General features: G+C 71.6%; 21 protein-coding genes. 15 read left to right on the top strand and 6 right to left on the bottom strand.

Features of this window, described 5'->3' with window-relative positions:
* Positions 1 to 178 precede the first annotated feature (178 nt).
* The gene (locus tag WME96_RS11245) at positions 179 to 1,039 is read right to left on the bottom strand and encodes an STAS domain-containing protein (RefSeq protein ID WP_437290145.1); all 861 of its coding nucleotides are present in this window, start codon (positions 1,037 to 1,039) and stop codon (positions 179 to 181) included.
* 241 nt (positions 1,040 to 1,280) lie between these two features.
* Here WME96_RS11245 and WME96_RS11240 point away from each other — a divergent pair, with 241 nt between their 5' ends.
* The 6 genes from WME96_RS11240 (at position 1,281) to WME96_RS11215 (ending at position 7,339) form a co-directional block, all read left to right on the top strand.
* A complete protein-coding gene (locus WME96_RS11240) occupies positions 1,281 to 1,970 on the top strand; it encodes an NUDIX hydrolase (RefSeq protein WP_437290144.1) in 690 nt (229 codons plus the stop codon).
* Positions 1,971 to 2,196: 226 nt separating this feature from the next.
* Positions 2,197 to 3,030, top strand: coding sequence for a protein phosphatase 2C domain-containing protein (locus WME96_RS11235; RefSeq protein ID WP_437292304.1), 834 nt, complete (start codon positions 2,197 to 2,199; stop codon positions 3,028 to 3,030).
* A gap of 63 nt (positions 3,031 to 3,093) precedes the next feature.
* On the top strand, positions 3,094 to 5,034 hold the full coding sequence (locus tag WME96_RS11230; RefSeq protein ID WP_437290143.1) for a hypothetical protein: 1,941 nt from the start codon (positions 3,094 to 3,096) through the stop codon (positions 5,032 to 5,034).
* 55 nt (positions 5,035 to 5,089) lie between these two features.
* The gene (locus tag WME96_RS11225; RefSeq protein WP_437290142.1) at positions 5,090 to 6,136 is read left to right on the top strand and encodes a nicotinamidase; all 1,047 of its coding nucleotides are present in this window, start codon (positions 5,090 to 5,092) and stop codon (positions 6,134 to 6,136) included.
* 24 nt (positions 6,137 to 6,160) lie between these two features.
* A complete protein-coding gene (locus WME96_RS11220) occupies positions 6,161 to 6,337 on the top strand; it encodes a hypothetical protein (protein WP_437290141.1) in 177 nt (58 codons plus the stop codon).
* 177 nt (positions 6,338 to 6,514) lie between these two features.
* Complete coding sequence (locus tag WME96_RS11215; protein WP_437290140.1) at positions 6,515 to 7,339, top strand: hypothetical protein; 825 nt, start codon at positions 6,515 to 6,517, stop codon at positions 7,337 to 7,339.
* A gap of 6 nt (positions 7,340 to 7,345) precedes the next feature.
* Here WME96_RS11215 and WME96_RS11210 read toward each other — a convergent pair whose 3' ends face one another.
* On the bottom strand, positions 7,346 to 8,314 hold the full coding sequence (locus WME96_RS11210) for a hypothetical protein (protein WP_437290139.1): 969 nt from the start codon (positions 8,312 to 8,314) through the stop codon (positions 7,346 to 7,348).
* 72 nt (positions 8,315 to 8,386) lie between these two features.
* Entirely contained in the window at positions 8,387 to 9,382 is a 996-nt protein-coding gene (locus WME96_RS11205) for an AraC family transcriptional regulator (protein ID WP_437290138.1), read from the bottom strand.
* 282 nt (positions 9,383 to 9,664) lie between these two features.
* On the opposite strand from WME96_RS11205, the gene WME96_RS11200 reads away from it, so the two are divergent.
* On the top strand, positions 9,665 to 10,174 hold the full coding sequence (locus WME96_RS11200; protein ID WP_437290137.1) for an NUDIX hydrolase: 510 nt from the start codon (positions 9,665 to 9,667) through the stop codon (positions 10,172 to 10,174).
* 493 nt (positions 10,175 to 10,667) lie between these two features.
* Complete coding sequence (locus WME96_RS11195) at positions 10,668 to 10,844, top strand: hypothetical protein (RefSeq protein ID WP_437290136.1); 177 nt, start codon at positions 10,668 to 10,670, stop codon at positions 10,842 to 10,844.
* A 29-nt stretch (positions 10,845 to 10,873) separates the two neighbouring features.
* On the opposite strand, the gene arfB is transcribed toward WME96_RS11195, so the two are convergent.
* Positions 10,874 to 11,302 (bottom strand): alternative ribosome rescue aminoacyl-tRNA hydrolase ArfB, encoded by a 429-nt coding sequence (arfB, locus tag WME96_RS11190; RefSeq protein ID WP_437290135.1) that lies wholly within the window; start codon positions 11,300 to 11,302, stop codon positions 10,874 to 10,876.
* Positions 11,303 to 11,485: 183 nt separating this feature from the next.
* Positions 11,486 to 12,997: a DUF1990 family protein gene (locus WME96_RS11185; RefSeq protein ID WP_437290134.1), complete on the bottom strand. Its 1,512-nt coding sequence runs from the start codon at positions 12,995 to 12,997 to the stop codon at positions 11,486 to 11,488.
* Positions 12,998 to 13,284: 287 nt separating this feature from the next.
* On the opposite strand from WME96_RS11185, the gene WME96_RS11180 reads away from it, so the two are divergent.
* The 4 genes from WME96_RS11180 (at position 13,285) to WME96_RS11165 (ending at position 17,538) form a co-directional block, all read left to right on the top strand.
* Entirely contained in the window at positions 13,285 to 13,608 is a 324-nt protein-coding gene (locus WME96_RS11180; protein WP_437292303.1) for a hypothetical protein, read from the top strand.
* 8 nt (positions 13,609 to 13,616) lie between these two features.
* Positions 13,617 to 15,176 (top strand): SLC13 family permease, encoded by a 1,560-nt coding sequence (locus tag WME96_RS11175; protein ID WP_437290133.1) that lies wholly within the window; start codon positions 13,617 to 13,619, stop codon positions 15,174 to 15,176.
* Positions 15,177 to 15,357: 181 nt separating this feature from the next.
* Positions 15,358 to 16,545 (top strand): FIST signal transduction protein, encoded by a 1,188-nt coding sequence (locus WME96_RS11170; protein ID WP_437290132.1) that lies wholly within the window; start codon positions 15,358 to 15,360, stop codon positions 16,543 to 16,545.
* A gap of 6 nt (positions 16,546 to 16,551) precedes the next feature.
* Positions 16,552 to 17,538, top strand: a complete 987-nt coding sequence (locus WME96_RS11165) for an STAS domain-containing protein (RefSeq protein ID WP_437290131.1) — start codon at positions 16,552 to 16,554, stop codon at positions 17,536 to 17,538.
* Between the two features lie 117 nt (positions 17,539 to 17,655).
* Here the strand turns inward: WME96_RS11165 and WME96_RS11160 are convergent, their stop codons facing one another.
* Entirely contained in the window at positions 17,656 to 18,060 is a 405-nt protein-coding gene (locus WME96_RS11160) for a hypothetical protein (protein WP_437290130.1), read from the bottom strand.
* 363 nt (positions 18,061 to 18,423) lie between these two features.
* Here WME96_RS11160 and WME96_RS11155 point away from each other — a divergent pair, with 363 nt between their 5' ends.
* The 3 genes from WME96_RS11155 to WME96_RS11145 all read left to right on the top strand — a co-directional run bounded on the left by WME96_RS11155 (position 18,424) and on the right by WME96_RS11145 (position 25,314).
* Positions 18,424 to 21,240 carry a response regulator gene (locus WME96_RS11155; protein ID WP_437290129.1) on the top strand — a complete coding sequence of 939 codons (2,817 nt, stop codon included), beginning with the start codon at positions 18,424 to 18,426 and terminating at the stop codon, positions 21,238 to 21,240.
* A gap of 62 nt (positions 21,241 to 21,302) precedes the next feature.
* A complete protein-coding gene (locus WME96_RS11150; protein ID WP_437290128.1) occupies positions 21,303 to 24,074 on the top strand; it encodes a beta-propeller fold lactonase family protein in 2,772 nt (923 codons plus the stop codon).
* A gap of 202 nt (positions 24,075 to 24,276) precedes the next feature.
* Positions 24,277 to 25,314: a serine hydrolase domain-containing protein gene (locus WME96_RS11145; protein WP_437290127.1), complete on the top strand. Its 1,038-nt coding sequence runs from the start codon at positions 24,277 to 24,279 to the stop codon at positions 25,312 to 25,314.
* Position 25,315: the final 1 nt, after the last annotated feature.

Genomic DNA, 25,315 nt, shown 5'->3' with positions numbered 1-25,315 from the left:
ACCCCGCGCGCGTGCTGCTCGTCGAGGGTCTGTCGACCCCCGCCGGAGCGTTTCGTGAACCCGCCTGAGGAAATATCGCACCGCATCGCTGAGCTCGCCCGGCGCTCGCTGCGCGATCGACGCACTCGCCATCTCCGCGGCCGCGGCTCCCGTGCTCGCCCGAGGATCGCCGCGCGCCTTATTTCACCGCCGGCGCGACGCCGCCGCGCTCGCCCGCCGCGGCCATGCGCCGCATGCAGAGCTTCAGGCCGGCGCGCAGGTTGCCCACCGTCGTCACGCTCGACAGGTCGAGCCCCAGCGCGATCATCGTCTGCGCCACGTTCGACCGGATCCCCGTGATGATCCCCTCCGCCCCCAGCAGCCGGATCGCGTTGATCATCTCGATCAGGTACCCCGCTGTCCCGGTGTCGACCGCGTCCACGCCCGTGAGATCGAGGATCGCGAACCGAGCGTCCTTGTTCACGATCGCGTCGAGCAGGCTGTCCATCACCTCGGAGATCCGCAGGCTGTCCACCACCCCCACCATCGGCAGCGTCAGCACCTTGTCCCATACCTCGATGATCGGCGTCGACAGGTCGCGGATGACCCGCTGCTGCTTCTCGATCCTGTCGATCTGTATCTGGAGCTCCCGCTCTCGCTGGCTCGCCTCGGTCGCGTCCAGCGTGACGGTGATGAGCCCATCGGGCTGCCCGCGCTGGTCGCGCACCGGGACTTGCCATGACTCGAAGACGACGCCGTGCGCCTCGTAGATCTGGTGCGAGGCTTCCCCCGCCAACCCCCGCCGCAGGTCCTCCACGGCCTCCTCGTGATCCGCGTAGAGATCGAGCACGTTCGCGCCGACGAGCTGGCCCGGCTTCATGCCGACGACCCCGAGCCCCTTGCCGTCCTGGAAGGTGAAGACGCCCTCGCGGTCGTACCTGGCCACGCTGATCGGGAGGTGATCGAGGACGGCGCGGAGCAGCAGCTCCGCCTCTCCGCGCTCCTCCGCGAGCTCATTCTGGATCTCGTCGCCCGCCGTCAGCTCGCCAGCGCCCGTCATGGGAATCTTCTACCGCGGGCGCGCGCTGCGCGTCGAGAGTTCGCCGACCTTCGCGGAGCCTTTCGTGACCGCGCCGAGGGAACCATCGCGCCGCCTCGCGGAGCAAGCCTGAGCCCGCCTGGCCCGCCGGCGCGCGCATGAAAAACACCCCTGGCGCCCGCTCGTCCCCGCGCGCCGCGGATCCGGCAAGTGTACAACGAACACCGAACTTCGCGTACAAGATACACCGATGGAGGTTCGCATGTCTGTCTCGTATGAGCACCCGCGGCCGGCGCTGACGGTGGATTGCGTCGTGTTCGGCCTCGACGACGGGGACCTCAAGGTCCTGCTCATCCGGCGGGACCTCGAGCCGTTCCGCGGCAGGTGGGCGCTCCCGGGCGGCTTCGTGCGCGTCGACGAGGCGCTGGACGACGCCGCGCGGCGGGAGCTCGCCGAGGAGACGGGGCTCTCGGGGGTGTTCCTGGAGCAGCTCTACACGTTCGGCGCCCTCGGGCGCGACCCGCGCGAGCGCGTCGTCTCGGTGGCGTACTACGCGCTGGTCAAGCTCGGGGATCACCGGGTCAAGGCGGCGACCGACGCCCGCGAGGCCGCGTGGTTCGCGGTGGACGACACGCCGGCGCTCGCCTTCGATCACGAGGAGATCCTCGCGGTCGCGCTGGAGCGGCTCAAGGGCAAGGTGCGGTACCGGCCGATCGGGTTCGAGCTCCTCCCGCCGAAGTTCACGCTCTCGCAGCTCCAGCGGCTCTACGAGGCGATCCTCGAGCGCCCGCTCGACAAGCGCAACTTCCGGAAGAAGGCGCTCGGCACCGGGCTGCTCGTGGAGCTCGACGAGGTCGAGCAGGACGTCGCGCACCGCGCGGCGCGGCTCTACCGGTTCGACCGGCGGAAGTACGAGCGGCTCGAGAAGGACGGCTTCAGCTTCGAGATCTAGGCGCCCGCCGCGGCCCACCGGCCCCCCGGACGCCACACCCCCCCGGACCTGCGCCCGCGCAGGGCGCGCTCCGCCCGGCGAGGGCGGCCGGCCCGCCTCCGGCCGGGTTGACAAGTGTACGATCGACACTAAGCTTGGTGTGTAAGTTACACGAACGGCCGGCCGCTCACCGCGTCCGGGCGCGGAAGGGAACACCATGCCTCGCGAGGTCGCTTTCTTGGCTGACATGGGTGGCGACGCGGCCTTCGAGGTCGCCGGCGGCACGGTGACCGGGGCCGACCACCTCGCGGCGGGGCGGCCCAACCAGGACGCCTATGCCTTCCGGATCGACGGCGGCTGCCTGGCCGCGGTGGTGTGCGACGGCTGCGGCAGCGGCGCGCGCAGCGAGGTGGGCGCGGCGCTCGGGGCGAGGATCGTGACCGAGCAGGTGCTCGGCGCGCTCCGGCGCGGCGGAGACATCGAGTCGCCGGAGACGTGGGAAGAGGTGCGGCGCGGCGCGCTCGCGCCGCTCCGGGCGGCGGCCGGCGGCATGGGCGGGCGCCTCACCGAGGTCGTGTCGACCTTCTTCCTGTTCACCGTGGTCGGCCTCGTCATCGCCGGCGACAGGGCGTGCGTGTTCTCCCTCGGAGACGGCCTCATCGCCCTCGGCGACGACCTCCTGCGGCTCGGCCCGTTCCCGGGGAACGAGCCCCCGTACCTCGGGTATGGCCTGCTCGATCGCCCGCCCGGCGGCGAGGCGCCGCGCTTCACCGTGCACCGCGCGTTCCCTGCGAGCGCGCTCCGGGCTGCCCTGCTCGGGACCGACGGCGCCGTCGATCTGCTGGAGTCGTCAGCGCGGCAGATCCCGGGCGGCGGCGGCGAGGTCGGCCCGCTGTCGAGGTTCTGGGAGGACGATCGGTATTTCCGCAACCCCGACGCGGTGAGGCGGCGGCTCGCGCTCATCAATCGAAACGTGGCGCGGCCGGTGTGGAAGGAAGAGCGCATGGAGCGCGAGGGCGGGCTGCTCCGCGACGACACGACGCTGGTGGTGGTGCGGAGATCCCCGCGGCAGCGCGATTGACGCGCGCCGCGCGCGGCTCGGCGGAGGACAGCTCGGCATTTCTTGCGCCCGAAGGAGGCGAAGGTGGACGCATATCTGGGCACGAAGCGGATAAAGCTCGATCCTCGGGCCTCGATCGGCAAGGGCGGGGAGGCGGACGTGTTCGACCTCGGCGACGGCCGCGCGCTCAAGGTCTGGAAGACGCCCGATCACCCGGATTACGCCGGTCAGGGCGCCGAGCAGCGCGCCGCCGAGGCCCGCATCGAGCGCCACCAGGACAAGCTGCGCGCGTTCCCGACCGCGCTGCCCGATCAGGTGATCGCGCCCGCCGAGCTCGCGACCGACAGGTCGAAGAAGCGCATCGTGGGTTACGCCATGCGCCTCGTGCGCGGCGCGGAGCCGCTCCTGCGCTACGGCGAGCCGTCGATGCGCCACGGCGGCCTCTCGGCGGCCGCCGTGTCCGGGGTGCTCGCGCGGCTCCACCGGACGGTGGCGGCGATCCACGACCGGGGCGTGGTGATCGGCGACTTCAACGATCTCAACGTGCTTGTCGCCGGCGGCGAGGCGTTCGTCATCGACGCCGACAGCTTCCAGTTCGGCCCGTTCCTCTGTCAGGTGTTCACCGAGCGCTTCGTCGATCCGCTGCTCTGCGACCCTTCCCTCCCCCGCCCGATGCTGGCGCGGCCTTACGCGCGCGAGTCCGACTGGTACGCGTTCGCCGTCATGGTCATGCAGAGCCTGCTCTGCGTCGGGCCGTATGGAGGCGTCTTCCGCCCGCGTTCCGCGGCGGCGCGGGTGCCCGAGAGCGCGAGGCCGCTCCGCCGCATCACCGTGTTCGATCGCGAGGTGCGGTATCCGAAGCCGGCGATCCCGTACCGCGTCCTGCCCGACGACCTGCTCGACGCGCTGTACCGCGTCTTCGTCAAGGACGAGCGCGGCGTGTTCCCGCGCCGGCTGCTCGACGCGCTCGCCTGGACGAGGTGCCCTTCGTGCGGCGTCGAGCACGCGCGCGCCGCCTGCCCGACCTGCGCTTCCGCCGCGCCGGCCGCCGTGAAGTCGTCCACCGTGGTCCACGGCGAGGTGCTCGCGACGCGGATCCTGAGCACGCGCGGGGTGATCCTTGCCGCGTCCGTCGGCGCCGATGGGCTCTCTGCCCTGGTGCACGAGGGCGGGCGATTCGTGCGGGAGGACGGCGCCGTCGTCATGTCCGGCGCGCCCCACCCCGCGATGCGCTTCGCGGTGCAGGGCGCGGCGACGCTGATCGGCCGCGGCGGCGAGCTCGTGGTGCTCTCGCCGGGCGCCGCGCCCGAGCGCATCCAGGTGGATTGCCTCGGGACGAGGCCGATCTTCGCCGTCAACGAGCGGGCCCGCTACTGGGCGCGCGGCGGCCAGCTCCTGCGCAGCGGCAGGCCGGGCGCGCCCGCGCTCTCGGGCGAGGCGGGCGCCGTCGCGATGGGCGATGTCCTCGAAGGGCAGACGATGTTCTGGGTCGGCCCCCGGTTCGGCCTCGGCTTCTACCGCGCCGGCAGCGTCTCGATCGCGTTCGTCTTCGACGCCGAGCGGCCTGGCCTCAAGGACACGGTCAAGCTGCCTTTCCCCGGCGGCAAGCTCACCGCGGCCACGTGCGTGTTCGACGCGGGCGCCGGGCGAAGCTCCCGTGGCGAGCGCTCGCGCGGCGACCGCGCGCGCGCGTGGCTGTTCCTCGCCGCCGAGCAGGCCGGGCGCACGGTGCATCGCTGCGTTGTCGTGCGCGAGGACGGCGAGGTCGAGGCCGCCGCCGACGGCGACGCGGGGGGCGGCTCATGGCTCGGGGCGCTCACCGGCAAGTGCGCGGCGTCGGGGTTCCTGCTCTCGGCGACCGACAGCGGCGTCGTCCGCGTCGAGGTCCGCGGGGGAGCGCTCGTCGAGGCGCGGCAGTTCCCCGGCACCGAGCCGTTCGTCAACCAGGCTTCCCGGCTGCTCGTCGGCCCCGAGGGGCTGTTCGTCGTCGACGCGCAGGCGATCACGCTGCTTCGCATCTCGTGAATCCACGGCTGTTCTTCAGGCCCGCGCGCGCGGGCCGTTCGAGAGGAGAGAGACCATGAAAACGACAGAGCTCCCGCTGCCCGCCTTCTACGATCCGAAGAACGCCGAGCGGTGGGGTTATCACCCCGACGAGACGGCGCTCCACGGCGCGGCCGCGGCGTGGAGGAAGGCGCACGGCGTGAAGCCCTCGGCCGCCGACGCGCAGAACGTCCACCTCCTGCTCATCGACGTGCAGAAGGACTTCTGCTTCCCGCAGGGCTCGCTCTACGTCGCGGGCAGGAGCGGCACGGGCGCGGTCGACGACAGCCGCCGCATCGCGGAGTTCATCTACAGGAACCTCGGGTCGATCACGAACGTCACCGTCACGATGGACACCCACTTTGCATACCAGATATTCTTCCCGGCCTTCTGGGTGGATCGCGAGGACCGGCCGCTCACTGCGCACCGGGAGATCACGACGGCGCAGATCGACGCGGGCGAGGTGCGGCCGAACCCGGCCGTGGCGCGGTGGCTCTGCGGCGGCAGCTACCCGTGGCTCATGAAGCAGGTCCGGTATTACTGCGAGGAGCTCGAGAAGGCGGGCAAATACAAGCTCTACTTGTGGCCGCCGCACTGCATCCTCGGCAGCGACGGGCACGCGCTCGCGGGGGTCGTGCACGAGGCGCGGATGTTCCACGCGTTTGCGCGCGGGGTGCAGTCGTGGGTGGAGGTGAAGGGCGGCAACCCGCTCACCGAGAACTATTCGGTGATGCAGCCCGAGGTGCTCACGCGGCACGACGGTCAGCCGCTGGCGCAGCGGAGCACGCTCTTCCTGAAGACGCTGCTCCACGCGGACGCGGTGATCATCGCCGGCCAGGCCGCGAGCCACTGCGTGCGCAGCTCGATCGAGGACATCCTGACGGAGATCGCGCTGACCGATCGGGCGCTCGCGAAGAAGATCTACGTCATGACCGACTGCATGTCGCCGGTGACGGTGCCCGACGGCAAGGGCGGCTTCCTCGCCGACTTCACCGCCGAGGCGGACAAAGCGCTGAGCCGCTTCGCCGCGGCCGGCATGAACCTCGTGAAGAGCACCGACCCCATCGCGCGGTGGCTCGTCTAGCGCGGTGATGGCCGGGCCGGTGAGGTGAAGAAGAGAAGAGAGAATTTGAACCACAGAGGCACAGAGGGCACAGAGGGCACAGAGGGCACAGAGGGCACAGAGGAAGAGAGAGAGAGAGAGAGAGAGAGAGAGAGAGAGAGAGAGAGAGAGAGAGAGAGAGAGAGAGAGAGAGAGAGAGAGAGAGAAGAGATAGATAGATAGATAGATACATAGAGCCAAATACTTGCTCTCCTTCTCCCCTCTGTGCCCTCTGTGCCTCTGTGGTTCAAATCTCTTCTCTTCCTCTCATCGAGCCATGGAAGAGCGCCGGCGAACGCGCGACCAGCGCCGGCCGCCCCTGATTTCGCGCGCTTGAAACGTGTGACCGTGGAGGTTTCGATGAACATGAGCAAGGACGACGGAAACAGGCCGGCTCGCGACGGCTCGCTCGATATCGAGCAGCTCTTCGAGGCGGCGCGGGACGAGGGCGCGCTCTCGCCCGAGGCGATGCAGGCGCTGCACATCACCGACATCGGCGCCCAGATCCAGGCAGGATTCGGCGTGCAGGTGGACGACGTCGCGTCGTCGGAGGTGGTGCTGGTCACGGTGATGCCCGACGACTCGGGATCCATCAAGTTCGCCGGCAACGCCAAGGCGGTGCGGGACGGGCACAACCTCGTGGTGAGCGCCCTCGCCGACTCCAGGCAGCGCGACTCGATCCTGGCGCACAATCGTTATCTGAACGGGACGGTGCTGTACCCGTATTGCCCGATCGCGCAGGCGGTGAAGATGGACACGAAGAACTACGATCCCCTGCTCGGCACGCCGCTCTACGACCAGACGGTGGTGCTCCTCGGCACGGTGATCGCGAAGGCGCAGGAGTTCGCGCTGAGCGGCGTCCCGGCGCGCACGGTCACGCTGATCATCTCCGACGGCGCCGACGCGGGCTCGACGTGGGCCAAGGCGAAGGACGTGTGCGCGCTCGTCCGCGACATGCGGCGCGCCGAGTCCCACATCGTGGCGGCGATCGGCATCAACGACGGCAACACCGACTTCCACGCCGTCTTCCGCGACATGGGCATCGAGGACCGCTGGATCCTGACGCCGAAGAGCGACGCGGCCGACATCCGCAAGGCGTTCGCGCTGTTCTCCCAGTCGGCGGTGCGCGCCAGCCAGGGCGGCGCGTCGTTCTCGAAGACGGCGGCCGGGGGCTTCGGCGGATAAGGCAGGTCAGGCCGCCGCCACCAGCGGGAGCACGCCGTAACGGCGGCGCAGCTCGTCGAGATCCACCGCCATGACCGACCAGAAGTCCCAGTCGTCCATCAGGTCGATGTTCATCCTCGTGCCTCGGACGAACGATCGCACGATGTCGTCGGCGAGCCCCGGCGTCGCGAGCATCCCCTGCTGCGCGGGCGCGAGCACCGTGAGCTGGACCCCTTGCTGGAGCTGGACGAGCAGGAACACGAGGATGCCGAACGGGTTCTCGCGGCGATACCCCGCCTGGAAGGCGATCGTCATCGCCTCGCCGCGCAGGTCCGTGCCGTAGCCCGCGAGGATGTGGCTGAGATCGTGGGTGAGCACGCCCTCGGGCACCCCGCGCTTCTCGCCGGGAAAAGAGAAGCCGTTCGCTCGATAGAAGGTGAAGAGCGCCTTACCGAGGGTGCCCTCCCTGTAGCTCTCGAGAGAGCGGTAGCGCGCGGCGACGGGCTCGTTCTCCGCGAGGCCGGCGAAGCTCGCGAGGTTCCGGGCAAGGCCGTAGACACCGCCCTCGTCCAGCATGCGCCGCACGCTCCTGCCGAGCAGCGCGTTGCGGGCGATGTCGATGCGCAGTAGGAGCAGCCGACGCTCGTGGAGGCGATGGATCTGGCGGACCGCGTCGGGGCGGGCCCCCAGCGCGGCGGCGAAGCGCTCGACCTCGAGCACCTCGCGCTCGTCGATGCGCTCGCCGCACAGCGTCATGGCGCACAGGCCGTTGACGAGCTGCTCGCGGAGCGCGGGGTCCCCGACCGCGCGCGCGAGCTCCTCGGGCGCGATCGGGGCGAGCGCATCGACGTCGACGTCCGTGTGGAGGAGGTGCCGCTGCACGGCGGCGATGGCGGCGCGGCGCGGCTCGTCGAGGGGGCCGGCCGAGGTGAGGACGTCCTTGATGGCGCGCAATCCCGCGCGCGCCTGCTCCTGGCTCGGAATGATGTAGGTCATGCCAGCAAGGATGCGGACGAGCGCGCGTCCCGTCCTTGACCGGCGGCGCCAACGTGTTGCCCCGGCGCGCCGTCAGGCGGAGCGGCGGTACGCCGCGGGGCTGTGCCCGGTCCAGCGGCGGAAGGCGCGTGAGAAGGCGCTCACCTCGGAGAAGCCCAGGAGGAACGCGACCTCGGAGATGGTGCGGCCGCGCTCGCGCATGTGGGCCACGGCGAGCTTGCGGCGCGCCTCGTCGAGGACGCTCTTGTAGCTCTCGCCCTCATCGCCGAGCCTCCGTTGCAAGGTCCGCGCGCTCATGCCGAGGGCGCGCGCGGCGGCGGCGACGTCGGGGACGCCGCGCCCCAGCGACTCGATGAGGTGGCGCTCGAGGGCGCTGCGCACGCTGGGCTCGGCGGGGAGGCCGGCGAGCAGCTCGTCGGCGTGCCGGCGGAGGACGGCGCCCAGCGCCGGATCCGCGCGCACCGTGGGGGTGTCCAGGAACGAGGCGTCGAACAGGACGGCGTTCTCGTCCGCGTCGAAGGCGAGCGGCACGGCGAGGAGGCGATCGTACTCGCCGCGATCCGCCGGGGCGGCGTGGGCGAAGGTGATCCGGTGGGGCGCGAACGGCACGCCGGTGAGGGCGCGCGCGCGCAGGACCCACAGGCCCATGATGAAGCTCGAGAGCTGGGGCGGCGCGACGGCGCCGGCGAAGCGCTGCGAGACGCGGGCGCGCGCGCCGTCCACCGTGAGCCGCACGTCCAGGGCATCGTGGATGAGCCGCTGATACCGCAGCACGCAGTCGATCACCTCGCGCACCGTGGCGCACTGGCCGGTGACGAAATCGACGACGTCGAAGAGCTGGCCCACGAGCAGCTCGGCCGCGTGCAGGCCGAACGCGGGGTCGCGCGCGAGCTCGGGGATACGGGTCCACGCGCGGACGACCGTGTCGTGCGGAACGCGGGCGGTGGGGTCCTCGAGCAGGGCGGGGTCGACCTCGGCGGCGGCGAGGGCCGCGCGCGGGTCGACGCCCGCGCGCGACGCGGTGAGGACGCAGAGTCGGATGGCCTTGATGCAGCCGGTGGGGCGCATGACGCTCGACTCCCTGTCCTATCCCATCCTGCGCCCGCCTTCACGGGCGCGCGTCCTGGCCCGGCAACGAGGGAGGCGGCTGCACGCAGGAGCCCGCGCGCCGGGGTCTCGCGCGGCCGACCTGCGAGCCGGCGTTTCGCCCCGCGGAACTGGCGCGCGCGACGCCGTGCCCGCCATCGGCTACGCCTGCTCCGCCGGCCTCCTCGAGGCGCGGCCGGAGCGCCCGGGGCGCAGAGGTGGTTCTTCATGACGGTCGTGCGGTGGAAGGCATTGGAGCGACGCGTGATCCAGCACTCGCCGTGGCGGAGGATCGAGGACGTCACCTTCGAGCTTCCGGACGGGCAGGTCCGCACGTTCTCGCTCAAGAAGGAGGGGCAGGTTGTCTGCATCCTCCCGATTTCACTGAAGAATCGCGTGATCTTGGCGCGCCAGTACAGGCCGGGGCCGGACCGGATCCTCGACGAGCTCCCCGGCGGCGGCGTCGAGCCGGGCGAGACCCCGGAGCAGGCGGCGGCGCGCGAGCTGCTCGAGGAGACGGGGTATGTCGCCGGGCGGCTCCTGCCGCTCGGCCGCCCGCTCGAGTGCGCCTACTCGACGATCGAGCGCCACGCGTTCCTCGCCGTGGAGTGCGCGCGTCGCGGGGCGCAATCGCTGGACGAGACCGAGTTCATCGACGTGATCGAGAAGCCGATCGAGGCCTTCGTCGCGCAGCTCAGAGAGGGCGCGTGCACGGACCCGGAGGTCGGGTGGATGGGTCTTCACGAGCTGGGGTATCTGAAGACGCACGAATGATCCGGCCCGCTCCGGCGTAAGCGCGGCGTCGCGCGCGCCGCCTGCACGTCCATCGCTGCCAGGCGCGCGCGCCGCGCTATGTTGCGGCCGATGCCCAAGCGCGATCGCGCCCCCCTCGTCCCGGGCGTCGACGGCTCCGGTCGCACGCCCAACGCGCCATCGACCTCGGGCGGCAGGGCGCGCGCGCGCCTGCCGCACGTGGACGACCGGCTGGCCCCGCCCGAGACGCGGGTGGAGTACCTCGACGGCGCCGAGCTCTTCGCCGCCCCGGCCGAGCCGCCGCAGGCAACCCAGCACTTCGCTCTGACCTACGTGCTCGGCGCTCACGTCGCGAAGGGCTACCGCGGCGCCGTCGACATGCTCACCCGGACCGACGAGGCCAGCGACTACGCGCCCGACGCCAGCGTCTTCGCGCAGAAGCCTGACCGAGGAGGCCGCCGACGGCTGGAGGAGATGGCGTTCGAGGTCTGCGAGAAGCAGGCCCTCGATCAGGATGGCGCAGCAGGCCATCACCACCGTGCTGCGGTCGCGCGGGATCGACGTACCGGCCGGGGTGGCGCGCGCGATCGCCGGCTGCGACGACGTGAACAAACTGCGGCGATGGCTCGCGAAGGCGGCCACCGCGACGACGGCGGCCGAGGTCGTCGCGCGCTCCCGGCGCAAGCGCTGACGGCGAGCGCGGCGCGACCGCGCCCCGCGTCACTCGGCGTGACCGCCGCGGCGCACCTGCTTCTTCTCGCCCGTCCGCCGCTTCTCGTCGAGCCGCCGCGCCTTCGACGCCCGCGTCGGACGCGTCTTCCTCCGCAGCACCGGCGGCTCGAGCGCCCGCAGCAGCAGCGCGCGCAGCTTCTCGCGCGCGTCATCCAGGTTGCGCTGCTGGTCGCGCGTGAGCTGGCTCACGATCAGCAGACGTCCCTCGGCGTCGAGCCTCCCGCGGGCGATCTCGCGCAGCCGCGCCTTGGCGTCGTCGGCGAGCTCCGGCCACGCCGCGAAGTCGAGGCGCAGCTCGACCTTCGAGGCGACCTTGTTGACGTTCTGACCGCCGGGGCCCGACGCGCGCACGGCGCTCCAGCTCAGGAGCGCGGCAGGGACGGTCAGCTCATCCTTGATGACGAGGGGTTGGGACACGGTGGCTCGCTCTGCCCGGCGGAGGCCGCGCGCGACGCGCGGGCGGGCGCCCTGCACCTAGCACACGCCGCGGACGAGCTCAGCGCCTGGCGTGGCGCGTTGCCCCGACGCTCGCTGCGATCGGGGCACGACGCGACACAGCCATCCGCCCGTGCCGGGGCCGCCGGGCCGGCGCGCAGCCCCTCACCCCGCGGCCATCGCGGGCGCCGGGGCGTCGTCGCGCCGCACGCGGTGGAGGATGAGCTCCTCCAGCCAGCGCTCGAAGGCCTTGCCCTCCTGCTCGTCCGGGTCGTCGCGCGTCACCTCGACGCCCTTCTCCGCGCGGCCGCCGCTGCGCTCGATGACCGTCTCGACCAGCGAGGTCCACGTGTAGGTCTGGATCGCGCCGCCCAGCGTCTCCATCACCAGCAGGTCGGCCAGCGTCGACGCGCGGTTCCACGTCTGCACCTCGAAGCGGACCGCCCCGTCGCCCGCCGGCTCGGCCAGGAAGCGCACGGCGCCCGCGAGCGGGTGGCCCTCGAGCGTCGCGAGGGTGATCGCGCGGGGCGCGACCTCCTCGACGCGCACCTGGACGTGCCCGCGCAGCGGCAGCGCCATCGTGAGCGTCGCGCCCGGCGCGATGCGCTTCGGGCTCGCGGGCTCGGCGCCGACCACGACCGTCTCGCGCGGCGCCAGCGACGGGAACTCGTCGCGCAGCAGCGCGATCAGCCCCTCCGCGTCGAGGCGCGAGCCGCGGATCACCGCGCGGTACAGCTTGCGGTGCATCGGGCCGATGCCCTCGGACGGCAGCCGCTCGGGCAGCGAGTCGCCCAGCTTGCCCAGCGCCTCGTCGAGCGGCGTCGCCTTGACGCCGAGCACGTCGAGGGCGTTCTCGCGGCCCTCCGGGATGACGTTGCCCTCGGTCACCATCGTGATCTGGTCGGCGTTCACCGGCGTCTCGATGCCGAACTTCGCCGCGAGCTTCGCCCCCGTCGACTCGATCCACGCCGGCAGCGGGAGCCGGGTCGGGTGCCTGTCGGTCATGGCCTCGAAGCGGTCGAGCACCTTGTTCATCGACGTCACCTCGGGGCCTGCCAGGTCGAGCTCGCGCCCCGCGAGGTCGGCGCGCTCGGCCGCGGCGGCGAGCGCCTCGCCGCAGTCCTCGCACCAGACCGGCTGGAACGGATCGTCCCCCTTCCCGACGAGGGGCACGACCGGCAGCGTGCGCATCATCTTGAGCAGGAGCGAGATCTGCTCGTCGCCCGGGCCGAACACGTTGCCGGGGCGGACGATGATCCACTCGCGCGAGAAGGTGCGGGCGATGTCCTCGCCCTGCTTCTTCGAGCGGTGGTAGGCCGACTCGCCCCGGTCGGCGCCCAGCGACGAGACGTAGACGAAGCGCAGGACGCGCGCCCGCTCGGCCTCGGCGACGAGGTTGCGCGTGCCCTCGACGTTGACGCGCTCGAACGTGACCTCCGGCGGCCGCTCCGCGACCACCGCCGCGAGGTGGACGACCGCGTCGCACCCCTCGGCCGCGCCGTGCACCGACGCGGCGTCGCCGATGTTGCCGTCGAACGCCTCGACGTCGCCCTCGAACGCCTTGCGATCGTCGCTCGCGTGGCGCGACAGGAGCCGGACGCTGTGCCCCCTCCTCAGGAGTCGCCGCACCACCTCCGGGCCCACCACCCCTGTGCCGCCGGTCACCAGTACCTTCATCGCGCGTTCTCCTTTGCACCCATCGGTGGCCGTCGACAGGCGAAGGCCGTGCCAGGCCCGGGTCGCGGCGCGCCCGGGATTTGCTGGAGCGCAGCCGCATGAGCCCCCGCGCGAACGCCTCACGACGCCCCGCGAACGCCCCGCAGCGCGCCGGAAGCGCCTCGCAGCGCACCGCGAACGCCCCGCAGCGCACCGCGACCGCCCCGCAGCGCGCCGGAAGCGCCTCGCAGCGCACCGCGACCGCCCCGCAGCGCACCGCGACCGCCGCGCCGGCGCCGGCGCCGCTCGTGACGCCCGACGGTCGCTACCTGATCGTGCGCGGACGCCTGTGGCGTCGGACCAACCCCGCGCTGCCGGAGGACGTGCGCGAGCGCCTCGTCGCGGAGCTCATGGCGGCGCGGCGCGAGGTCGGGCGCGCGCTGCGCGCGGGCGACGAGCGAGCGCTGCGGGAGGCGCGCAGCCGCGTGCACGCGGCGAAGATCGCCCTGGGCGAGCGAGGTCCGCCGTGGTGGACGGACGGCGCGCCCGACGAGAACCGGCGCCTCGTCGCGTCCACGGCCTACGCGCGCTGGTACGACGAGCTCCGCAAGGGCGAGGCGCCTGTGCGATAGAGGCGCGCATGCAGCGCCAGCCCGACCCTCCCGCCACGTCGCCGGGCGCGCCGCGCCGCGGCCGCGCGCCCGCTCCCCGCGTGAGCCCGCTGCGCTGGCTCGGCGTCGCGTCGGGCCCGGCCGCCGCCCTCGCGATCGCGCTGATCCCGAGCGGGCTCCACGCCATCCCCGGCCACGGCCACCGCCCCGCGTACGCGGCCGCCGTCGCGGCGTGGATGGCGCTGTGGTGGCTCTTCGAGGTCCTCCCCATCGCGATCACCGCGTGCTTGCCGCTCGTGCTCTTCCCGCTGCTCGGCGTGTTCGGCCACGGGCCCGCCGGCGACGCAGCCCGCGCCGTCGCGCCGTTCCTCGACGCCTACATCTTCCTGTTCCTGGGCGGCATGGCGATCGGCGCGGCCATGGAGCAGTGGAGCCTGCACCGGCGGGTGGCGCTCCACATCATGCGGGCGATCGGCGCCGATCCGAGGCGACTCCTGCTCGGCATGCTGGTCGCCACGAGCGCCATCTCCCTCTGGATCTCCAACACCGCGACCGCCGTGATGATGGTCCCGATCGGCCTCGCCCTGCTCGCGCAGCTCGAGTCGGCCGCCGGCGGGCGACGGCTCTCGCACTTCGGGACGGCGATCATGCTGGCGGTGGCCTACGCCTCCAACGTCGGGGGCATCGGCACGAAGATCGGCACCGGCGTGAACTCGATCTTCTGCGGCTTCCTCGCGGAGAAGCTGCACCGCGACGTCGGCTTCTTGCAGTACATGGCGCTCGCCCTGCCGTTCGTGGTCCTGTTCGTCCCGCTGCTCTGGCTCGCCCTGTGGCGCGTGGGCAGGCGGGACGGGCTCGCCGCCGGCCACGCGCGCGACGTGCTCGACCGCGAGCTCGCCGCGATGGGCCCGATGAGCCGCGGCGAGAAGAAGGTCGCCGCGGTCTTCGCGGCGGCCAGCGCGCTCTGGATCCTCGCCGACCCGCTGCGCGCCGCGATCGCGCCGCACCTCCAGGCCGCGCTCCGGGGCGTCGGCGCCGCGATGGGATCGGACGCCGCGGCCACCTTCGCGGTGCGGGGCAAGCACGTCGAGGCGGGCGTGGCGATCCTCGCGGCGTTGAGCCTGCTCGCCCTGCGCGCCCTCTCGCTCGCCTCGCTGCGGCGGATGCCCTGGGGCACGCTCGTCCTGCTCGGCGGCAGCTTCGCGATGGCGGCCGGCATCGAGGGAGGCGGGCTCTCCGCGTGGATGGCCGCGCAGCTCGCGGCCGTCGCCGAGGCGCCGCTGCTCGCGCAGATCGGCCTCGCCAGCGCCGGCACGATCGCCCTCTCGGCGCTGGCCTCCAACACCGCGACGGTCAACGTCGCCCTCAACGTGCTCCCCCGCGATCTCGGCGTGCTGTTCGCGGCCACGATCGCCGCGTCGTGCGACTTCATGCTGCCCGCCGGCACGCCGCCCAACGCGATCGTGTTCGGCAGCGGCTACGTGCGCCTGCCGGCGATGATCAGGACGGGCTTCCTGCTCGACGTGGCCGCCGCCCTGCTCATCACCGCGTACGTCTACGGCTATGCGCGGCACCTGTTCGTCGGGTGAGCGCATGAGGCTCCGCGGCGAGAATTCGTGTATAAAGCCAGGAATTGCGTCGATTCCGGCCAGCGGGAGGCAGGAGGCCTATGGAGGGAAATGTCATGATCGCGACAGACATCCTGTCGAGCTCGCCAGGCAGCGCGCCGCATCCGGCGGATCGGACCGTGAGCGAGGGAGGGCCGCGCGGATGAAGCTGGCCACCTCGGCGTCCACGGCGGCTACGGCGAGCGCGGCGTTCGGCGAGGCCATGTCCGCGCTGCGCGCGGGCCTCGGCGCGGAGCCCGATCACGTGTTCCTGAGCTACACCGAGCCCTACGACGTCGGCGAGCTCGCGCGCGCCACCGCGGCGCTCCCGTCCTCGGTTCGCGTGCACGGCTCGAGCTCGTGCCTGTCCGTCATGACCGGCGCCGGCGTCCATGGCGCGCCCGGCCCCGGCCTCGCCCTGCTCGGGATCGCCGACGCGGAGGGCGCTTATGGGGTCGCGGCCGAGCGGATCGACGGCGCGCCGCGCGCGGCCGGCGCGCGCGCGGCGCGGCGCGCGATCGAGGACGCGGGGCGGGCAGGCGAGCTCCCCGCCCTGCTCTGGCTCACCGCGCAGACCGGCGCGGAGGAGGACGTGCTGCTCGGCATCGAGGACGTGGTCGGCCCCAACGTGCCTGTGTTCGGCGGCTCGTCGGCGGCGGACTCCCTCGACGGGCGCCAATCGCAGATGGAGCGCGGGCGGGCCCACGAGGGCGCCGTGCTGCTGTCCGCCCTCTACCCGTCAGGGGAGATCTCCTATGCGTTCAGCAGCGGCTACGTCCCCACCGAGCACCGCTGTCGCGTGACCCGCGCCGAGGGAAGGCGCCTGCCCGAGATCGACGGGCTGCCGGCCGCCGAGGTCTACAACCGCTGGACCGGGGGGCTCATCTCCGCGCAGCTCGGCGGCGGATCGATCCTGGAGCAGAGCGCGTTCCACCCGCTCGGGCGGCCCTCGGGCTGGATCGGCAAGGTCCCCCAGTTCCTGCTCATCCACCCGAGCACCGTGGAGAAGGACAACTCCATCACGCTCAGCGCGAACATCCACGACGGGGACGAGCTCGTGCTCATGCACGGATCGCGGGAGAGCCTGATCGGCCGGGTCCGCTCCGTCGTCGACGCCGCGCTGGAGGCCGCGCCGCCCTCGTTCCGCGCGCAGGGCGCGCTCGTGATCTTCTGCGCCGGGTGCATGCTCGCCGTGCGCGACGAGATCGAGCGCGTCGCCGAGGGGGTGGTCGCCTCGCTCGGGGCGACGCCGTTCCTCGGCAGGTTCACCTTCGGCGAACAGGGGTGCTTCATCCGGGGCAAGAACCAGCACGCGAACCTCTCCATCGCCGTCGTCCTGCTCGGCCACTGAGATGTGATGGAGGACGAGGCCGCCCGCGAGACCATCGCCGAGCTAGAGCGCGCGCGTGAGGAGGAACGGGCGCTCCGGCTGGAGGCCGAGGGGCTGGCGGAGGCGCTCCTGCTCTTCACGGAGCCGGGCACCTTCGCGGAGACGCTGGCGCGCGTCGTCGACGCGACAGCGCAGCGGGTCGGCGCCGCCGCCGGGGTGGTGATCGCCTTCGCGGATGGGTCGGACGGCCGCGTCCTCCTCTCGACCGATCCACGCCTGTCCGGGACCGTGTGGGAGGCCGGGCCTGCGTTCACGCGCGCGCTCGCGGGCCGGCCGGTCGCCAGCTTCGATCTGAGCCAGCTCGTCGAGTGGCAGCGCCAGCCGGCGTCCATCCTCCAGCGCTACGGCTCCGCGCTCCACGCGCCGCTCGAGGCCGGCCCCCTGCGGGCGCTGCTCGTGCTCGTCCATCCGGCCCGCGCCTTCTTCGACGCGCGCCACGTCAGCCTCGTGCGCCGCCTCCTGCCCGCGGCGGCGCAGGCGCTCGCGCGCGCCCGCGCCGAGGAGGAGCTCGCCCGGGCGCGCGAGCTCGCGCACGAGCGGGAGATCACCGAGAAGCTGACGCTCATCGAGCACCAGCGCGCCGTGATGCGCGCGCTGTCCACGCCCATCCTCGAGGTCTGGAGCCGGATCCTCTGCGTCCCCGTGATCGGCGCCGTCGACGAGGAGCGGTGCGCGCACCTGATGGATCGGCTCCTCGCCGCCGTGACGGCCAGGCGGGCGCGCGCGGTGGTCATCGACGTCACCGGGCTCGACCGGATGGAGGCGAGCGCCCTCGCGCTCTTCCTGCGCGTGGCGACGGCCGTGCGGCTCCTCGGCTGCGCCTGCGTGCTCGCCGGCATCGGCCCGGAGGTCGCCCGTGATCTCGTGCGGGAGGGCGTGCCGTGTAGCGAGCTCGTGACGTACCGCCGCCTGCACGACGCGCTGAAGGCGCTGCTCCCCTCCTCCCGCCGGTGATCCGGTGACGGACCGCCGGCGCGTGCGCCCGGCCTGGCAGCGGCGCTTGGCTTGCCGCGCGCCGCTGCCAGGCCCGGCGACAACGTCCCGCCGCCAGGTCCGGCGCCCGCGCGCGGCTCAGGACGCCTTGCGCCGCGCCGACTCCCAGCCGCGCCGCACGGCGCCCCTGGCCTGGTCCCAGGTGCGCCCGCTCTTCATGTCGTTCCACTCCTCCCGGAGCTTGCTCTCGACCCGGTCGTCCCAGTCGCTGTGCTCGCTGTACTGGCCCGCCGCGCCCCAGCCGTAGCGCAGCCCGGGCTCGACGTCGTCCCAGTCGCCGTTCGGCACGTGGGGCGGCGGGATCGGCTGCTTTCCGAGCGCCTGCTTCACCGTGTCGTCGATGTCCTGGTTGAGCTCCTGCCCCTTGTTGTTGGTGAAGTCCGCCTTGGTCTGCTCCCAGTCGCGGCGCAGCGCTTCCTTCACGCGCTCCCACCCGGACGTCTTGTGCTCATCCCACCACCTCGGATTGCTCGCATGGCTCATCGGTACCTCCTTGGATTCGATCGAAGGGGCGCCGGCCCGGAGGCCGAGCGCGCTGCGAGGAGGCGCTGATACACGAACGGTGCCGTCGCGTTCGAACGCAGGAGACCTGCATGGATCACCGTGTCTGCATGCAGCACGCGCGATCGCGGTCTGCCCTCTCCTCCGCTCCCCGAGGCGCGCCTGCGGCAGGCGGCCACGGGTGGGACAAGCTGCCTCAAGCCGTCCCTTCGAGGCGGCGAAGCGCCGCGACGCTCCCCGAGGCGCTTCGATTCAAAAGAGGCAGGCCGGCCGGTCGTGTACGATGGCCTGCATATGACCGAACGGGCGGGGCGGGACGGGGCACGGCTTCGCGCAGCACCAAGCTTGTCCTTCTGGGTCGCAGGGCCGCTCGTCTTCGCGCTGCTCGTCTTCGTGGGCCCGGGGCTCTGGATCGCCGCGTGGGCCATCGAGCGCGCGATCCTCACGAACGAGCTCGGGGTCCACACGCGCACGCACGACGAGTGGACCCGCCGCATGAACGACCGCCTGATCGAGGCGGAGGCGAGCGTCGCCCGGTACGGCCGCATCCTCACCATGGCGCTCGAGGAAGACCCCGCGGGCTCCCCGGAGCGGTTCGACGCCCTGGTCGGGCCCGCGCGCGACGGCGGGATGGTGTCGCGCAAGGAGGGCTTCACGGTCGGTCGAGACGCCGTCGTCTGGCTGCCGGCGGGCTACCCGCTCGACGACAGGGAGAAGCTCTTCCTGCTGGAGGCGAAGCGCGTGACCGAGCTGTACTCGGCGGGAGCGCCGGGTGAGCCCATCAATACATGGATCATCCCCAGCCGGAACGGGCTCGTGATGTACTGGCCCAGCTACACGAACTACATCGACCAGGTCGACACGACCGTCGATTTCGTCAACTCCGAGTGGATGACGCTCGTGCTCCCGGCGAACAACCCCGAGGGGAAGCCGCGCTGGACGCCGACGAGCTACGACCCGGCGGCGCGCGAGTGGATGGTGAGCGTCGTGGCGCCGTTCTTCCGCCGCGGGGTGTTCGCGGGCAGCGCCGGGCACGACGTCACGGTCGACGCGGTGATGGCGAGCTTCCGGGAGCTCTCGCTCTACCCGGGAACGGAGAACGCCCTCGTGAGGGGCGATGGAACGCTGCTCGTGTCGAGCGTGCACCAGCGCGAGATCCACGACAGCAAAGGGACGCTGACGGTCGACTCCGTGGGCGACGCGGAGCTGAAGCGCGCCTTCGAGACGGCGAAGGGCGCGGGCGCCGGCCCGGCGCGCGTGGTCGGCGGCAACGATCAGCGCGTGATCGTGGCGGCGCGCCTCGCGGCGCCGGACTGGTATCTCCTCACCGACGTGCCCCGCGCGGCGCTCCTCTCGTCGGTGAAGGGGCTGTACTGGAACTACTGGCTGATCGCGGCGGTCTCGATCCTGGCGATCGTGGCGCTGCCCGTGCTCGTGATCATGCGCGTGACCTTGCCTTCCGTGCGGAAGCTGGTCACGGCGGCGGAGCGCATCCGGGGCGGCGATCTCGATCAGCGCTTCGAGGCGTCGGGCACCCGGGAGTTCGTGCACATCGGCGACGCGCTCAACGCCATGGCGCAGCAGCTCCGCGCGTCGTTCGCCGCCCTGGAGAAGACGAACGAGGAGCTCGAGCAGCGCGTCGAGCAGCGCACCGCCGAGCTCAAGGAGGCCACGATCGCCGCGGACGCGGCCAACCGGGCGAAGAGCGACTTCCTCGCCAACATGAGCCACGAGCTGCGGACGCCGCTGAACGGCATCCTCGGGTACGCCCAGATCCTGAGGCGCTCCACGCGCCTCGGTGAGCAGGACCAGCGCGGCGTCGACGTCATCGCCGAGTCCGGCGCCCACCTGCTGACCCTCATCAACGACGTCCTCGATCTGGCGAAGATCGAGTCGCGGACGATGGAGCTCCACCCCAACGATTTCGACTTTGCGTCGTTCCTGCGCGCGACGGTCGAGATCTGCCGGGTCCGCGCGGAGCAGAAGGGGATCGAGTTCGTCTACAAGCCCGGCCCCTCGCTGCCCGCGGGCGTGCGCGTCGACCAGCGGCGCATGCGCCAGGTCCTGCTCAACCTGCTCGGCAACGCCATCAAGTTCACCGAGCGGGGCCGCGTCACCTTCACGGTCGTGGAGGTGCAGGACGGCGCGCGCGAGGGCCTCCCGGACGACGGCGCGGGCCGAGAATCGCGGACCGGGAAGCGCACGATTCGCTTCGAGATCGAGGACACGGGCAGCGGGATCAGCGCCGAGCACCTCGACCAGATATTCCTGCCCTTCAAGCAGGTCGGCGACAAGAAGCGTCACAGCGAGGGCACCGGGCTCGGGCTGGCCATCAGCCAGCGGATCGTCGCGCTGATGGGCAGCTCCATCCAGGTCAGGAGCGAGCTCGACAAGGGCAGCGTCTTCTGGATGGACCTGACGCTCGCCGAGGCGCCGAACTGGATCGACAAGGCGAGGCTCACCGAGCAGGGTCGTATCGCCGGCTACGAGGGCGCGCGGCGGAGGCTCCTCGTGGTGGACGACAAGCGCGAGAACCGCGCCGTGATCGTCAACATGCTGGAGCCCCTCGGGTTCGCGGTGACGGAGGCGAGCGACGGCCAGGAGGGCCTGGACAGGATCGCGAACGAGGCGTTCGACTTGATCATCACCGACATCGCAATGCCCGTGCTCGACGGCTGGGAGATGATGCGCCGCATCCGGAAGATGCCAGAGCGCGCGGGGGCGATCGTCATCGCGTCGTCCGCCAGCGCCTTCATCACCGACCAGGACAAGAGCCTGGAAGCAGGCGCCAACGACTTCATCCCCAAGCCGCTGCAGATGGATGAGCTCCTCGAGAAGGTACAGCGACACCTCTCGCTGGCGTGGATCCACGAGCGGCAGGACGGCGCGCGCGAGGAGGCGGCGCCCAGGCCCGACCCGGGGGTGCCCCCGGCGGTCGACCCCGCGGACATCCCCCCGCCTCCCGTCGAGGATCTCAGGGCCTTGCGCGACCTCGCGCACAGGGGGCTCGTCAACCAGATCCAGAAATACGCCGACAGGCTCGATCAGGCGAGCCCCGGGAACGCGCCGTTCACCAGGCACCTGCGCAAGCTCGCCAGGGACTTCCGGCTGGAAGCCATTGAAGAATTCGTCGGCCGGCACCTCGACAGCGGCGCCCCGTGAGCGGCGCTACGTAAGCGCGCCTTTTTCATTGTGAAAAACTTCACTTCACGTACGTTCAAAAAATGCTGCCCGCATGCTGCCTGCGCCGCATCCTGGCTGTATGCACCGGTGCTACAGCCGCTCTTCTCGCTGCCGCTCTCCCTGCGGCGGCCGCCACGCCGTTCACGACCTTCGAATCGGGCCAGGTCCGCCCCATGGCCCTGTCGAGGGACGGCAAGCTGCTCTTCGCGGTGAACACGCCCGACAACCGGCTGGAGATCTTCCGCGTCCAGGCGGATCGTCTGCGGCTCAAGGCGTCTGTGCCCGTGGGCCTCGAGCCCGTCGCCGTGGCCGCCCGCGGTGACGACGAAGTCTGGGTGGTGAACCACCTGTCCGACAGCGTGAGCGTCGTCGATGTTCGAGACGAGGAGAAGGCGCGCGTCGTTCGCACGCTGCTCGTCGGCGACGAGCCGCGCGACATCGTGTTCGCCGGGCGGGGGCGCTCGCGCGCCTTCATCACCACGGCCCACCGCGGGCAGAACATCCCCTTCGATCCGCAGCTCACGACGCCCGGCGTCGGGCGCGCGGACGTCTGGGTGTTCGACGCCGACCACCTCGGGACGTCGCTCGGCGGTACGCCGCTCTCCATCGTGACGCTCTTCAGCGATACGCCGCGCGCGCTCGCGGTGACGCCGGACGGCAGCCGCGTCTATGCCGCCGCCTTCCACTCGGGGAACCGCACGACCAGCATCGACGAGAGCCTCGTGCCGAACGGCGGCGAGGCCGAGGGCGGATTGCCCTGGCCCACCACCAATTTCGAGGGCATTCCCCAGCCGGAGGTCGGGCTCATTCTCAAGTTCGACGGGGCCCACTGGGTCGACGAGCTCGGTCGTGACTGGGACAGCGCGGTGCGCTTCTCGCTGCCCGACAAGGACGTCTTCGTGATCGACGCGCTCGCCAATCCGCCGCGCCAGGTGGACGGGCCGCGCGGCTTCTTCACGGGCGTGGGGACGATCCTGTTCAACATGGTCGTGAACCCGGTGAGCGGGAAGGTCTATGTGTCCAACACCGACGCCCGCAACGAGGAGCGCTTCGAGGGGCCGGGCCTCTTCGCCGGCCACAGCGTGCGGGGCCACCTGCACGAGAGCCGGATCACCGTCCTCGGCCCGGGCGGCGTCGTCCCGAGGCACCTCAACAAGCATATCGACTACGACGCCTGCTGCGCGCCGGTCTCGAACGGCGAGAGCGCGAAGAGCCTCGCGCAGCCGACGGGGATGGCCGTGACGCGCGACGGCGCGACCCTGTATGTCGCGGCGCTCGGCTCGGACAAGATCGGCGTCTTCGACACCCGGCAGCTCGAGAAGGGCACGTTCGTGCCCAGCGCCGCGAGCCAGATCCACGTCCCCGGGGGCGGCCCGACCGGCCTCGTGCTCGACGAGGACAGGCAGCGGCTCTACGTGCTCACGCGCTTCGACAACGCGATCTCGGTCATCAACACGCGGACGCGCCGCGAGGTCACGCACGTGCCGATGCACAACCCCGAGCCTCCGAGCGTCGTCCGGGGGCGCCGCTTCCTCTATGACGCGTCGCTGAGCTCGAGCCACGGCGACTCGTCGTGCGCGAGCTGCCATATCTTCGGCGACTTCGACAGCCTCGCGTGGGATCTAGGGAACCCGGACGGCACAGCGCTGGTGAACCCGGGGCCGTTCTGCACCGATCTCTTCGGCCAGGACCCGACCCTCCATCCGATGAAGGGGCCAATGACGACGCAGAGCCTGCGCGGCATGGCCAACCACGGGCCGATGCACTGGCGCGGCGACCGCACCGGCGGTCATGACGCGCCCACCTCGCAGCCGGACAGCGGGGTGTTCGACGAGCGGGCGGCGTTCCAGAAGTTCCGGGCGTCGTTCGTCGATCTGCTGGGGCGCGACGAGCCGATCTCGGAGGAGGACATGGAGGCCTTCACGGACTTCATCCTCCAGGTCACCTATCCGCCCAACCCCATCCGGGCGCTCGACGACTCGCTCACGCCCGATCAGCGCGCGGGGCGCGACTTCTTCGGGGGGCCTGTCTCGAGCATCCTCGGCGAGTCGTGCATCGGGTGCCACGACGTCGACCCCGACGCCAACCCGGACGACTTCGCGCCTGGCTTCTTCGGCAGCGACGGCGGATCGGCCAACGCCAACGAGTCCCAGGTCTTCAAGGTCCCGCACCTGCGCAATCAGTACCAGAAGATCGGGATGTTCGGCATGGCGGAGTCGTTCGTGTTCCCGTTCGGCGGCTCCAACGCGCACATGGGCGACCAGGTCCGCGGCTTCGGTTTCCTCCACGACGGCGGGGTCGATACGCTCTTCCGCTTCAACTCGTTCTCCGATTTCGTCCAGATCCCGGAGAACCCCGGCGGCTTCCCCATCGGCCCCGAGGGGGACCTGCTGAAGCACCAGGTGGCAGCGTACATGCTCGCGCTGGAATCGAACCTGAAGCCGATCGTCGGCCAGCAGATCACGCTCACGTCATCGAACGCGGCGGTGGCCAGTCCGCGCATCGCGCTGCTCATCGCGCGCGCCAACGCCGGCGACTGCGATCTCGTGGTGAAGGGCTGGTCGCACGGCGAGGAGCTGGGCTTTCTCTACACCGGGAATGGCCGGTTCGAGCCCGACCGTGTGCGCGAGCCGCGGCGGTGGGACACCGAGCTCCGTCAGCTCCCCGGGGGGCACCGCGGCGAGCTGACGTACACGTGCGTGCCGCCCGGATCGGGGGAGCGGATCGGCATCGATCGCGACGGCGACGGCTTCCGCGACGGGGACGAGCGGGACGCGGGCAGCGACCCGGCCGACCCGACGAGCGTCCCGTGACGGAGGGTTGACGGAGGGCCCCTCAACCGGCGAGCCCGAAGAGAGACCGTGCGCTCCGCCGGCACCGCCCCGCGCCTCGTACCGGAGAACCCGCCGCTCGTCGGGCAAAACCCCGGCCTGGTCATCCATCGCTCGATCTCGCCACCCCGTCTGGCAACGTGGGTGTCCCATGACGTCCCGTACAAGACGAGATCCTCCGTCGATGGTAGTTGCCCTCACCGCGCTGATGGTTCTGAACACCGCATGCGGGTCGAGCTCCGGTACGCCGGACGCGCCTGACGACCTCCGCAACGAGCTGGATCGCCGCCTCGATGCCGCGGCGATGGCCGGGTTCTCCGGATCGGTGCTGGTCACGGTGGACGGGGTCACGGTGCTGGCGCGCGGCTACGGCCTCGCGGACCGAGACAGTGGCGTGCCCGACGTCGCCGACACGGCATACGATTTCGGCTCCGTCATGAAGGACCTCACGGCGGCGGCCATCTTCCAGCTCGAAGGCGAGGGCAAGCTCAGCGTGACGGACCCGCTCGCGACCCTCTTCGACGACGTGCCGGCCGACAAAGCCGAGATCACCGTCCTGCAAGTCGTCCAGCACAGCGCCGGGTTCGACGAGTACCACGACACCGAGGGAGACTTCGAGCCCATGGCGCGCCTCGAAGCCCGCCAGCGGATCTTCGCGCAGGAGCTGCGGTTCGAGCCGGGAAGCAAGGTCGATTACTCGAATTCGGGCTATACGTTGCTGGCCGACGTCGTCGAGACCGTCTCAGGGCGAGGGTTCACCGAGTACGTGCGCGACGAGCTCCTGACGCCGGCCGGGATGCAACACAGCGGCTTCTTCGGCGACCCGGTGTGGGAACGGGTCGACACCGCCATCGGGTACGGTGACTCGACGTTCGGGAGCAACGACCCGGCCGCGTGGCCGTACACGTGGTCGCTGGTCGGCAACGGCGGGCTGGTCACGACGGTCTCCGATCTGCAGCGCTGGCTGGTCGCCGTCTGGGGCGGGGACGTGCTGGACCCGGCGGCGCTCGACGCCTACCGGACGCTGTACCTTTCGGGCGGAACCTTCGAGGGCAAGACGGTTTACGGCTATGCCGGGGGCAGTGACTACGGCTTCGGGGGATACGCGGTGGACTGCCCGGAGGCGAACAGCCGCGTGATCCTCGGGACGAACGCGAACGAGGCGTTCGATATCGAGCAATTTGGGGGCGAGCTGGCCAGATTCGTTCTCTCGTCGAGATAGG

Source organism: Sorangium sp. So ce406, assembly GCF_051474675.1.
GTDB lineage: Bacteria > Myxococcota_A > Polyangia > Polyangiales > Polyangiaceae > Sorangium > Sorangium cellulosum_G.
Note: the sequence above shows the minus strand (reverse complement) of the source record. Positions and strands in the feature narration are given on the sequence as shown.